Genomic DNA, 11,835 nt, shown 5'->3' on the forward strand with positions numbered 1-11,835 from the left:
CAGGTGTACCAAATTTGAGTTTCCTTCGATCACCACGACCGGGCGTTGCCGTGTTCGGCAGCTGACGCCCATGAACCTGGTTTGATACGAAAGGAATTCAATCCGTGAACAGCAACACCTTCTGGCGGTGCGCCGCCATGATGGTTCTCGCCCTGGGAACCTTTTTCAGCCTTGGCACCATGACCACTCACGCAGCGCAGTCGAGTGCCGCTGCAACACCAGCAAATTGCGACATCCCCGGCACTCCAACAAGCGACAGTCAGGCACATTCCAATATGGATATGGGCTCACCGGTGTCACAGGACATCGACTTGATCTACATCGATATGATGATCCCGCATCACGCCAGTATCATCGCGCTGTCCCAAGCCGCGCTCCCGCGATTGGAGGACGAACGGCTCCGCACCCTGGCCCAGAACGTCATCGACGCGCAGTCGGCCGAGATCGAGGAGCTACAGGGCTATCGACTCGAGTTGTATGGCAGCGCTGACGTGCAGCCAATCGACGAACAGAGCATGATGCTGCTGATGGGGGACATGGGCCATTCCATGGACGCGATGATGTCGGAAATGGATGCCACGGCCCAAGTGGCGGCCATCTGCGCCGCGCTCGATGTCGATGTCGCCTTCATCGACCTGACGATTCCGCATCACGAGAGTGCGATCATGACCTCGCAAGTGGTGGTCGAACAGGCAGTGCATACGGAAATTCGCGACTTCGCACAGCGTGTGATCGAGGATCAACAGCGTGAAATCGAGGAGCTGCAGCAGATTCGTCTGGAACTCACCGGATCGACCGTTGTCGCCGCGTCGAAGATGTAAGTGCCGGAGCCTCGTACTTCAGATGGTGCACCCATGAAGTTGGCGTGGCCAGACCTCGACCAGACCGTGGACGAAGGGCCGGAGACGGATGCGCGACTGCGGTGCATTCAAGCCTGCCTCATCTGTGCGCAGGTGTGCACTGCCTGTGGCGATACGTCGTTGCAGCAATTTGCGCTCAAGGAGCTGGTCGCCACCGTTCGGCTGACACTCGATTGCGCGGATCAATGCGAGGCAACCGGTCGCACCATCTCCCGTCTCACCCTAAGCCACCCGCAGGTGCTCCGAGCCTCCTTGCTTGCGTGTGCCACTATTTGCGGGCATTGCGCAGAGGAATGCGAGCTTCATGGTCGCCACGGGATGGACCACTGTCGACAGTGTGGTCGTGCGTGTCGCCGGTGTGAACAGGCCTGCCAGGCGTTTCTGAAGCAGCTCCGCTTGTAGCGGCTCAAAGCATTGCCACTTGCGATCGGCCATAACGGCTGGTCGCAAGTGGTTGCATCAGGCGCGAATGCTTTTAGCTCCCGACCACGGGCTGGGGTTGCAAGAAGTTGGTAGACAAACCACTGTCATCGGCCAACTGGCGCTCGACGCGCTTAAGTGACACTGCGTTCAAAGCCACGATAATTGACGACACACTCATCAAGAGCGCCGCCCATTCGGGACGCAATTCGATACCGTAGCGCGGGTAGAGCACGCCGGCGGCGATCGGTATCGCCAGGATATTGTAGACACTGGCCCACACGAGGTTCTGTTTCATCTTGCGCACGGTTGCCTTGCTCAGCTGAATGGCGCGCAGAATGTCTAGCGGATCCGAGCGCATCAGCACGACCCGCGCAGTTTCGATGGCCACATCGGTGCCAGCGCCGATGGCAATACCAACATCAGCTTGCGCTAAGGCCGGCGCGTCGTTCACGCCATCACCCACCATGGCCACCACCTTTCCCTCGCCTTGCAATTGCGCGATGTAGGTGGCTTTGTCCGCTGGCAGCACGTCGGCAAAGACGCGCTCGATGCCGAGTTGCCGCGCAATCGCTTGTGCCGTGCGAGCGTTGTCTCCGGTGAGCATGACCGGCTCGATACCTAGAGCGCGCAATTGCGTGATGGTTTCTGCTGCACTGGCGCGTTGAGTATCCGCCACTGCCACCACCCCAGCAATTCGGCCATCCAGCGCAACGAACATAGGGGTCTTACCCGCCGCGGCCAGGGTTTCCGCCGTTGTTTCCAACTCGCCAAGCTCGACGTTGTTAGTGGTCATGAGCGCACGATTCCCCACCAGAATGCGTCGATCGTCTACGGTGGCTTGCAAGCCAAGACCGGAAAGGGCCAGAAAGTCGTGCGCTTCTGGAAGAGCGAGTCCCCGCGCTTCCGCGGCGTTCACGATCGCACGGCCCAGCGGGTGCTCGGAACCGTATTCAGCCCCGGCCACCAACCGTAAAAGCTCGTCTTCCGTGATGTTGTCCGTCGTATGTACGTCGGTCAGACTTGGTCTTCCCTCGGTGAGCGTCCCGGTTTTGTCGAAGACAATCGCGTTGACCTGTGAGATCCGCTCAAGGGTAGCGGCGTCTTTGATCAACACTTTGTGCCGAGCGCCAATTCCCGTTCCAACGGCGACCGCCGTCGGGGTCGCTAGCCCGAGCGCGTCAGGACAGGCGATGACGACTGCGGCAATGGCAAAGGTCAGGGCTTCCAGCGCTGAGACATTAGCGACCCAAAACCAGACTGAGAAAGTCGCGACACCCGAGCCAACTGCCAGGATGACCAGATACTGGGCTGCCCGGTCCGCCAGTCGCTGTCCAGGCGCCTTGGACGACTGCGCTTGCTGCACCAGATTCACGATCTGAGCCAGGGTCGAGTCGGCACCAACTTTGGTCGCGCGCACCGTGATCGTACCGGAGCGGTTGATACTGCCACCGACCACAGCGTCACCCGGACGCTTGTCCACTGGCACTGACTCTCCCGTGACCAGTGACTCGTCGATGCTGGTTTCGCCCCGGAGCACTTCTCCGTCGACGGCCACCTTTTCTCCGGGACGAATCACAATGTCATCGCCGACCACGAGGTCCGCGGTGGGGACCTCGACTTCACGGCCGTCACGCAGCACGTTCGCCGTGGGCGGCACCAGATCCAGCAGGGCGCGGAGGGCATCCGTCGTGCCGCGCCGACTCTTCATTTCCAACCAATGTCCAAAAAGCACGAAGGTCACCAGCATGGCGGCCGCTTCAAAGAAGGTGTCTTCCCGATCGCTGTAGCCTGCCAGCGTCAAGCCAGCACTAAACCCCCACGCGGCCATGACGCCTACGGCGATGAGGACACTCATGTTCAACATGCGGTGCTTTAACGAGGTGATGGCTCCACCGATGAACATCCAGCCACACCAGAAGACCACCGGAATCGACAGCGCCAGCATCAACCAGTTGGGTGATGCCGAATGGTTCAAACGATTCGAGACCGAAGAGGGTCTCACCCAGCATGGACAGCAGAATGATCGGAATGGTGAGCAGGAAGGAGACGAAGAAACGGTTGCGCATGTCCCGCTCCATGGCCTCTGCCATGGACGGATCCGCCATCATGGCGCTATGGTCGTGCCCTCCGGCTTCGCTCGGTCGATCACTGGCATGCGTAGCGCTGCCGTGCCCCGCATGATCCTGCGCCGCTGCGTTCCTTTGTCGCAGCCCGAGCGAACGCTTCGTGCCCGTGAGCGGCGGCGGAGTGCGGGGCTTCGTACTGCATCCGGTCGTATTTGGTGCCCATGGTGATCGGACTGACATGGACCTGATGAGCGAGGCCTGCCGCGCTCTGGAGACGTCGCTGTCCGCTGGTGTCGTCTCCTCGATGCTCACACTGGCAGCCGAACGCGCTGATCATGCGCTCAACAGCTTCCGGATCGCCCTGAACTGTGGCGAAGACGATTTGCGCTTCATTCCGTCGAAAGTCAACGGGCCGACGTCACCGCCGGCAGGTTCGCCAGATCCGCCTGAGCGCCTCAGCGCAGCCGACGCAGTGCAACCCAAGAATGTGAAACGTTTGGGGAATTGACTCATCTTCAGATGAAGAGTGTTGATACTGGTGTTTCATGGTCGCGACAGTATACCTCACCGGGTAAACAACTCGACTCAACCTTCGATAATGATCGCTGAGTTAGACCAAGTCGTTATCGAGCAACCGACTGTCCAGTATTGCTCGCCAGAGTGTCGTATACCGGCTATTCCCCACCGGTCGGAAGATTGGGGCGCCGGTCGTTGCGTAATAGCTACGCAGCTTGAGCCGAACCTGGGGAGGGCTTCAACTCTTTTGCTTTTGGCTTCGCGCATCACTGCTGGGTAGCCACCGTACGTCCAACCGCTTGAAACGACTGAACGAGAGGCGATCGAACTCCAACAGCATCTCCCAAGGAACATCTTAAATTCTCACTTTTTTACTTGGTGGGAACAGAGTAACCGGCACACATCACGTACTGATCGTTCGGAAAATTGCAGTGTTTTTCAGGCCTCTTCTGGGTTAGGGATTGCTTTGTCCCTGCAAGCAAGCCGGGATGAACAGTCGTTCAGAAGTCTGAATGTCGAACGATGCTCTACGGAGACCTCAAGAAATATCACGGGTGATTGACCCGTCAGCTGATGCTCCACCCGCCCATGACAAATCAACGAGGATCACCAAAAGATTCAGACGATGCTCTGATGAATCTCGGAAATGATCTTCAGCCGCGCGGATGATCCTCATTGAGACTCAGGATCTGTGATCTTTCATGAGGCACCAGATGATGCTCAGTTGAATCTCCGGCCACAATTGGAATATCACGAAAAGTCCTGTCGCAGGGCGTGTCGCAGCTGGTGTCGCGCCGTTGTGGCAGGTCCTTCGATGATTGTTTGTCTGAGATATCAGCTGATGATCTAGTCGGGCGGATTACGCCCGACACCCCGAGGCGTCTTGCAAGACCAAGCGAAGCCGGTGCTAGCATGAACGGCATGATCACCAAGACCGGCTATGGCAACTACAACGTTGAACATCCTCTCGACTGGTGGGCCCAAGGTGGCCTCGAAGCCGTCTGCGCTGAATACGCCAAGTTTGAACCGGAGCGCGACTGGTCTTATCCGCACGCCAAACGCCGCGCCTACAAGCGCGTCCATGGAGCGCTCAACCGAATGCACAAAGCCACCGGCGACAAACTCTGGAAGCCGGTGGGGCACAAGCAGCATGAGCAGCTGCGCAAACGGATTGTCAGTTTCAAAATTTGGAACTACGACCTGGTGGATCACCTCCTTGTGCCGACAGGCACAGCCGCCAATCTGAAAGAGCAGGAAGAGTCGGGGCACCTACCTGGTTTTATCGTCCTCACCGACCCCCGCCGGCGTCAGCGGGTAGACGCTTGCTCGGACCAGTCAAAATGGGCGGCCCTGGTGTATGACCGCTTACTGCACACGCCTGCTCAAAGAGTTTAGGATTGGTCGTCCCTACCTGTCGGTTCATCCATTGTAGAGTCGCGTTTTCCTCCCTCCAACAACCAAACGTCCCTCCAGCTTGACTGGTGCAGGGCACCAAGGTGCGTGCTACAACAGACCAGTCTATGTGCGACCACTCCCCTGCCCACTCGCGCTACCGCCTCCATCCTTCTCGACGCCGAGACTACCCCCTACATCTCATTGATCAAGGGTTACCTATTCTTGAGTCGCTCAGCGCCATGCGTTTTGCCACCCACGGGCAGCTCACCAATCTGCACTTCGTGAATCGACTCAACCGGCAGGGTCGATCTCGCACCTTTGGTGGAGCCGATCGAGCCGGCCGGAATCGCACTCAAACGCCTCTGGGAAGCGGGATTTATCGAGCGCCGCCTGGTAATGATGGCCAGTCGAAGCACCGGACTCGGGTACCAGCACTTCGTCAATGTACTGACCGCCAATGGACAACGGTCGGTGTCGCCTGATATGACGCGCCCTCGAACGATTTCGATCAGTCACCAAACGGTGGACCATTCGCTGGCTATCAATGATTTCTACGTACTGATTCATCGTGCGGCAGAATTGCATGGCATCGCAGTGCATGACTGGCTGGACGATCGCCAGCTGACTGCCATGCAGGTCAAAGGATCGCTCAAGCTGGTGTCGATCCCAGATGCGTTCTTCGTCTTGGCCTACCACGGCAGATACTTCGGTCATTTCTTAGAAATCGATACCGGAACGGTGCGGGTGGGCAGCCGAAAACGCGCTCGCAGCTGGACCCAAACCATCGCCAATTACGGAACGTACTTTCGCGAGCACTACCCACATGACGGTTTCTTTCGGGGTTTCAGTGCGCCCATCGTGCTAACCATCACGAGGAGCAATGCTCGACTGGAACACTTGTTGACCGCCACCAAGCATGCTGGTGGTGCCGGTGTCTACTGGTACACAACCAAGGATCAAGTTGAGCCTATCCGAAGAGACGCCGAATCAAAGAAAGTCACCGCATTCGAGCCTGAGGTGCTGTGGCGGCCGATATGGCGAGTACTCTATGATCGCGCTCCCCGCTCGCTGTTGGATCGACTGGAACGCAGTCCTAATCCGCCAAAGCGTCTGGATCGCGTCTAGCGCCGTCGCATTTCGTAAGGATGACCTATGGAAGGTCTGACACGGCCAAATCAATCCTAGAGGCATTGACGGCCCGCAAAAGCGGCCATGGATTGTGGTTTGGAAACGTTGAACTTACGATGCTATGGGTAATGCGTCCGACTCGACCCACGGATCAATGACCAAGGCACCAGTCACAGCAAAGTGTTTGGTGTTGCGGGTCAAGACATGCAGTCCGCGGCGCAGGGCGGTGGCCGCAATCAATCCGTCACCGACAGGTACTTGGATGCCTTCACTTTGAGCGCGAGCAGTCAGTTCTCCCCACAGTCGAGCCGTTTCCAGATCAATGGACAAGATGTGATCGGCGTAGCGTTGCTCCAGCTTGGTCTGCCAAATGGAGAGTTCCCGTTTTCGCGATCCGGCTGACAGTTGGGCGATGCCCTTCGCCAGCTCCCCCATTGTCACTACACTCAGAAACATCTGTTCCGGATCCAGAGCGGCGACATAGTCGCGTACCTGAGCATTGCCTTTGGGTCGTTGGATCTCAGACAGGACGCAGGTATCGATTAGAACTCTTACCACGTCACCTCACGCATCGGCGTCTGGTCGCGATCCAGATCCAGATCGGTCAGATCGGGACCAGAAAGAAGGAAATCCTTGAGTGACGGCCGTTCACCAGTCAGGCGGTCGTAGTCTGCTTCAGAGACCATCACCACCGTGTCACCACGACGACGAATACGTTGGGGACCCTGCTCCAGCGCCTGATTCATGACTTCGCTCAGTTTGTTTTTTGCTTCGGCCAGTTGCCAGCTCATGGGGTGGATTCTCCAAAATGGCTAGATGATCTAGCTAGGTAATTTTATCATGAGCGGTCGTGCCCTCACGCACGTTCCTTCAAGCCAAGCCGTTCTTCCACCACCGAGAAAAAGTAGGCCATGGGTTTCTGTGGTCGATTCTTTACCGAGTTGCGCATTTCCTTGGTCGAGGCGCGTGCTTGAAACAGCAGATCCACGAATCCGTCGCGACCAGCTCCGCTCTGCTCGAACAGATTCATGGCTCGGGAGACCGATGACCGCGTCGGTGCTTGATCCCCCAACTCTTGCGCAAACCGTTCAATGACCGACCCAATGGCTTGGCGATCCTCGGTCATGGCAATGCGCTTGGGAGCACGGCGAGCCACCAAGTCCTTGAGCGGCGAATCAGTGGGTTTGGCTGTCGTGCTGGTTGCCTGCTGATATTCCGTTTTTCTGGGATGGACGGATTTCTGTCGGTCGCCGTCATCGTCTGCTAAGAATTCATTCGTCGAAGTATTCGAAGATTCGAAATCTGTATGTTGTTTGACTGTATGTTGTGTGGGGACTTTTTACCCCACGGGCCTGGGGTACTTTCTCCCCCACCCCCTGGCGTACTTTTTCCCCCACGGGTACCGCATCGACGTATTTCTCTGATGAAGCACCGCTCATATTCAGCCGGTAGCTGGTCGGTTCGTCTCCCGATCTTTACTACGACGTCGCTCGGTGACGATGATGTTTTGGGTTTCAAGACTGCGGATGGCTTGCAACAGCGTCTTCTTGGTCAGACCAACGCCGGAGTCCAGCTGACGGCCGTCCTGGGTGCGAATGCCGTTCAACATCTGAGACAGCGAGATGTTGTCACTGGCCTTCTTGAAGCCGAACGTCCGCCGCGTGATATACAGCAGCACCTTCAGTTCCCCTCCGGAGAGAATCGGCAGCAGTTCGTCGAGGTATTGATCTGGCACCTGGGTGGTGTTGGGTGAAGTGACGCCAGCAAATCGAAAGGTGGAGCTGGTGGACTTCAGGCGAGGCATGGGCTCCCCTTCCTGAGACTAAATCCGTACGGACGTACGTGCGATCGATTAGCTGACCGTCCGAACGAGCGTACGCCCGTACGCCCGACCGTCCGGAGGTTCGTCCGAACGATCAGGCGCAAGCTCATGCATCCTCCGGCCTTGGATGATTGGCAAGATACTCGTCAATCGCCAGCCGCACCATTTGGCTCATATTGCCGGACCCACCTTGGATGCGTTCTTGCAGCGACCGATCTTTCAATTCCGCAATCTGGTCTTGGTAAAACTCAAAGGCGTAGCGACTGACCGACCGTACGGGCGTACGTCCGACCGGACGAACAGACGAACGCCCGTCCGTATGTGCAGAGACTGTTGGTTCAGCGTCAACGACTGTTGTAGGAGGTGCTGGTGTTCGAGGAGCACGAGTCGCCTTCACAGGAGCCGCTTTCTTCGGTGGAGCAGGGGAGACCTCGGCAGTGGGCTCCTCATCAGGTTGCTCGACAGGGCTCTTAAAATATGAAGAGGCACCCTTCAGCTCGTTTTGGACTTTGGTTAGGTCGTACTTCTTGTTCATGCTGTGGCCTTACTTCGGCTGGTCTCGATCTGTTCCTTTAGATCCTGGCAACCAGCGAGGTTGTTGATCTTGATTTCGTTCTTGTCGTTGCCCACTGACAGCGCAATCGTGCCGTAGTCGAACTGCGAGGCGATCGGGCCAACACTGGTGGAGACGGAATGGATGTTGGCCAGGGAAAGCGCTTTTCCTGAATCGTTAGGAGTCCTTGCTTGAGCGTGACGCCGGTGTCGTCGATCAACACGCTAGTTCTGGTGTAGAGCAGGATCGATCGGGCGATTAGGACCACCCCGATGAGGGGAACCACGACGGTGAAGGAGGCGAACACGCTGGCGAGAAACCAAAAGGCGATGGACAGCAGAGTCCAGGCTCCGCTGACGCGGTACTGAGTAGATTCCATAACTAAACGCTAAACAGCTCTCCAATAAGCCGCTCATACGCCTGAGATCCTTTGGAACTGGCGTTGTAGGAGAAGATGTCTTGCTGGTTGAAGTGGGCATCACGCAGATCGACGTTCTTCGGGATGATCGTGTTGAGCACCGAGTCGCCATAGGTCTGGCGCAGCAATTTCAAAGAGTTCTTGGTATTGATAGTTGGCTCGCTCATGGTGAAGACGAACCCAGCCAACTCCAGTTCCGGATTGAAGTGAATCTTGACCTCTTCGATGGTCTTGCCCATCTGGACGGTCGAGTCAAGCTCAAAGTAGCCAGGGGAGACCACCACCAACACCTTGTCAGCGGCCGTGAAGGCATTCAGCGTCAACCAGGACAGTGCGGGAGGGCAATCGATCACCACGAAGTCGTAGTCGCCTTTGACCGCCTCCAGCGCCGCTTTGAGGCGAGCTTCACGGTGATCAATGGCGGTCGTCAGTGAGATGTCTGTCTCAGACAACAAAATGTGCGACGGCACGATGTCCAAATTGGGAATCGACGTAGGGGAGATCGCCAAAGGTTTGCGATCGATGATCGTCGCGTACAGCGTTCGATCTTTAGAAAATTCTTGGTAGTTGGGTAAAACGACCTTGGAGGAGTTGGCTTGGGAGTCCGTATCGATCAGAAGGGTCCGCTTGCCACGATGGGCAAGTCCGGCAGCGAGCGATATGGATGTGGTGGTTTTGCCAGTCCCACCTTTTTGAGAGGCAACAGCGAGAATCATTTTCCTCCAGGTCAGCCACGGTAGTGCCCGCGAGCGGGGTAGCCACACGTGATTGTGGTGATACGTCCATACTGGACATAATGCAAGCAAGTGTCAAGCTGGAATCACAGCTTCCCTGGGAAACCATTAACTGCATGGAGTAGCTATCAGGATCCTTGGGCGACGAGTCGTCGAAGTCCGACCTTAATATCACTCACCAAAACTTCTCCACCGCTTGGCTCAAAGACCGAGATCCAGCCGAGTGAGGCAAACTCTTTAAGGACTGATTCAACCAGCAGTGTCGGCAGCTCCAGGGCTCGCGCGATCGTGTCACTGTCAGTCGTTCCTGCAACGACAGACGTGGCGATCTCTTGGCGCTCCTGCTTGAACTCAGGGTGTGTTTGTTGAAAGTAGAGCCGTAAGGCACGGGGAGTGACGGTGATTGCCGCTGGAACTGAGCCAGCCGCGATGACCCACGCAACTTCAATGTGCCCCTTGCTCTCAAGGACCTCGATCGCATCATCAAGTTCTTGTCGGCTCAGCCCGTCAGTAAGCAGCATCTGGCAAATCGAATCGCCGTCGAGAAAATCTTGGCCTGCAGCCTCAGCCTGACGACACGCCGCCCACAATACTTTGATATCGGTTTCTGTTAATCCAGCTATCGCCGCAGTCGTTTCATGGTTGGTTGGTGTCGGATGATACAGGGAAGCGCCAGCGGTACCGAGATCTTTTCTCATACTCTGCGCGAGTTTTTCCAAGAGCTCGGCCATCCTTCCAACAGAGCTTTCTTTAACGGAGATCCGTTGGCCGAGCTTGAGTGCTAGATCACCGGTTTCGTCGAGGTACTTTTGATCAACTATTCCCTGTTGATGCTCCAAGAGGTGCCGTTGTTGGAATAGCTTCTGCAGTTGTGCCCACTCTTTCGGATCCAGGGTCTGAGTGTATGAACGGCCACCAGCTTGCGTCCAAAGCCGGTCGCCCCTCGACAAATTTTGAAATGCATTGCGACTAGGGACAGTTGTGAAGTTTGGTAGGCGAGGATAGGAGATCTCGGCAAACCGCTGAAAAGCGGTGACGAGATTGCCGATCTGCCCCTCTAACATATCTCGCTGATACTGATCTATGAGATTGATATCACCACCACTTGCTGCGATCAAGGCCACCGCCTTACCGACCGACCGCGCCTTCGTTAGGGTCTGGTCAAATGTCTGCCCGGCCGAGTTATGGCCGCAAGCGGGGCAAAAGAATCCAGAGCCAATCACTGCAAACTGACAACCACAGGATTCGCACTCGATTTGCAGAGTCATAAGATCGGCGGCGATAGGAGGGACGGGCGCTAACCGGGGGCTTGCCTTGTACTCAGCTGAGACAGACACCATTTCACGGGAACGACGACGGCGATTGATGCTGCGGGCGAAATCCCCGAGCATCTTGTCGAGATGGCCCTGCGCTTCCGCCAAGGCAGCGCTTCTTACATATTCCGCGAGTTCATCCGTGTTGAAAGCTTGGGGCTCGGCCTCAACGCGACAGAATGGGCAATAGGCAATGGCTTCGGGAACCTTTTCCTTCCAATGCGCGAAGAGAACCTTAAATGGTCGCCCACATTCGTCGTCGGGACACTTACGATCCCAATATCCTTTGTCATCAAGCTCGATAGGCACCTCTATGCGAAAAATTTCCGACACGGCAGGACCTCCAGAAACACGGATGGCGTTCGATTTAGCGAACTTGAAGAGTAGACCATGCGTTCTAAGATACGGCTGAACCTTGTTTCTGTCGACCACCCCAAATGTGAACAGGGGCGTCCATCGGCAGTTCCTCGATCGGCGAAAGGGTCACTTGCGTTTCAGCGGTATAATGTCTCCGATAACACCCCGGAGAAAAACCCTTGAATGCCTGATGAAATTCCACCTGGACCGTACTCTGTGACCCCGCAACAATTCCGAGGCCACAGCAATA

The 11,835-nt window shown here is 56.6% G+C and carries 13 protein-coding genes; 4 read left to right on the forward strand and 9 right to left on the reverse strand.

Annotated features, from left to right (window positions below; genetic code table 11):
• Positions 1-104: 104 nt before the first annotated feature.
• Positions 105-821 carry a DUF305 domain-containing protein gene (locus R2855_05745; GenBank protein MEZ4530518.1) on the forward strand — a complete coding sequence of 239 codons (717 nt, stop codon included), beginning with the start codon at positions 105-107 and terminating at the stop codon, positions 819-821.
• A gap of 514 nt (positions 822-1,335) precedes the next feature.
• On the opposite strand, the gene R2855_05750 is transcribed toward R2855_05745, so the two are convergent.
• Positions 1,336-3,138 (reverse strand): copper-translocating P-type ATPase, encoded by a 1,803-nt coding sequence (locus R2855_05750; GenBank protein MEZ4530519.1) that lies wholly within the window; start codon positions 3,136-3,138, stop codon positions 1,336-1,338.
• On the reverse strand, positions 3,092-3,373 hold the full coding sequence (locus R2855_05755; GenBank protein ID MEZ4530520.1) for a hypothetical protein: 282 nt from the start codon (positions 3,371-3,373) through the stop codon (positions 3,092-3,094). Before R2855_05755 ends, R2855_05750 begins: the two co-directional genes overlap by 47 nt.
• Before the next feature lie 223 nt (positions 3,374-3,596).
• Here R2855_05755 and R2855_05760 point away from each other — a divergent pair, with 223 nt between their 5' ends.
• From R2855_05760 to R2855_05770, 3 genes are all read left to right on the forward strand, one after another.
• A complete protein-coding gene (locus R2855_05760) occupies positions 3,597-3,857 on the forward strand; it encodes a hypothetical protein (protein ID MEZ4530521.1) in 261 nt (86 codons plus the stop codon).
• Positions 3,858-4,777: 920 nt separating this feature from the next.
• Complete coding sequence (locus R2855_05765; GenBank protein MEZ4530522.1) at positions 4,778-5,260, forward strand: hypothetical protein; 483 nt, start codon at positions 4,778-4,780, stop codon at positions 5,258-5,260.
• 321 nt (positions 5,261-5,581) lie between these two features.
• The gene (locus R2855_05770; GenBank protein ID MEZ4530523.1) at positions 5,582-6,385 is read left to right on the forward strand and encodes a replication-relaxation family protein; all 804 of its coding nucleotides are present in this window, start codon (positions 5,582-5,584) and stop codon (positions 6,383-6,385) included.
• Between the two features lie 114 nt (positions 6,386-6,499).
• Here R2855_05770 and R2855_05775 read toward each other — a convergent pair whose 3' ends face one another.
• The 7 genes from R2855_05775 to R2855_05805 form a co-directional block, all read right to left on the reverse strand.
• A complete protein-coding gene (locus R2855_05775; protein MEZ4530524.1) occupies positions 6,500-6,946 on the reverse strand; it encodes a type II toxin-antitoxin system VapC family toxin in 447 nt (148 codons plus the stop codon).
• Positions 6,940-7,179, reverse strand: a complete 240-nt coding sequence (locus tag R2855_05780; GenBank protein ID MEZ4530525.1) for a type II toxin-antitoxin system Phd/YefM family antitoxin — start codon at positions 7,177-7,179, stop codon at positions 6,940-6,942. The genes R2855_05775 and R2855_05780 overlap by 7 nt, the downstream gene beginning before the upstream one ends.
• A 65-nt stretch (positions 7,180-7,244) precedes the next feature.
• Positions 7,245-7,514, reverse strand: a complete 270-nt coding sequence (locus R2855_05785; protein ID MEZ4530526.1) for a hypothetical protein — start codon at positions 7,512-7,514, stop codon at positions 7,245-7,247.
• Between the two features lie 315 nt (positions 7,515-7,829).
• Positions 7,830-8,192 carry a replication protein gene (locus tag R2855_05790; GenBank protein MEZ4530527.1) on the reverse strand — a complete coding sequence of 121 codons (363 nt, stop codon included), beginning with the start codon at positions 8,190-8,192 and terminating at the stop codon, positions 7,830-7,832.
• A 124-nt stretch (positions 8,193-8,316) separates the two neighbouring features.
• Positions 8,317-8,745, reverse strand: a complete 429-nt coding sequence (locus R2855_05795; protein MEZ4530528.1) for a hypothetical protein — start codon at positions 8,743-8,745, stop codon at positions 8,317-8,319.
• A 399-nt stretch (positions 8,746-9,144) separates the two neighbouring features.
• Positions 9,145-9,897: a ParA family protein gene (locus R2855_05800; GenBank protein MEZ4530529.1), complete on the reverse strand. Its 753-nt coding sequence runs from the start codon at positions 9,895-9,897 to the stop codon at positions 9,145-9,147.
• A gap of 146 nt (positions 9,898-10,043) precedes the next feature.
• Positions 10,044-11,561, reverse strand: coding sequence for a hypothetical protein (locus tag R2855_05805; protein MEZ4530530.1), 1,518 nt, complete (start codon positions 11,559-11,561; stop codon positions 10,044-10,046).
• Between the last annotated feature and the right edge of the window lie 274 nt (positions 11,562-11,835).

This window comes from Thermomicrobiales bacterium (assembly GCA_041390825.1).
Taxonomy (GTDB): Bacteria; Chloroflexota; Chloroflexia; order Thermomicrobiales; family UBA6265; genus JAMLHN01.

Coding starts and splice junctions, on each gene's coding strand:
- R2855_05790 (MEZ4530527.1), bottom strand. CDS start 8,192: ATGCCTCGCCTGAAGTCCACCAGCTCCACCTTTCGATTTGCTGGCGTC.
- R2855_05795 (MEZ4530528.1), bottom strand. CDS start 8,745: ATGAACAAGAAGTACGACCTAACCAAAGTCCAAAACGAGCTGAAGGGT.
- R2855_05750 (MEZ4530519.1), bottom strand. CDS start 3,138: ATGAGTGTCCTCATCGCCGTAGGCGTCATGGCCGCGTGGGGGTTTAGT.
- R2855_05785 (MEZ4530526.1), bottom strand. CDS start 7,514: ATGACCGAGGATCGCCAAGCCATTGGGTCGGTCATTGAACGGTTTGCG.
- R2855_05780 (MEZ4530525.1), bottom strand. CDS start 7,179: ATGAGCTGGCAACTGGCCGAAGCAAAAAACAAACTGAGCGAAGTCATG.
- R2855_05765 (MEZ4530522.1), top strand. CDS start 4,778: ATGAACGGCATGATCACCAAGACCGGCTATGGCAACTACAACGTTGAA.
- R2855_05755 (MEZ4530520.1), bottom strand. CDS start 3,373: ATGGCAGAGGCCATGGAGCGGGACATGCGCAACCGTTTCTTCGTCTCC.
- R2855_05800 (MEZ4530529.1), bottom strand. CDS start 9,897: ATGATTCTCGCTGTTGCCTCTCAAAAAGGTGGGACTGGCAAAACCACC.
- R2855_05760 (MEZ4530521.1), top strand. CDS start 3,597: ATGAGCGAGGCCTGCCGCGCTCTGGAGACGTCGCTGTCCGCTGGTGTC.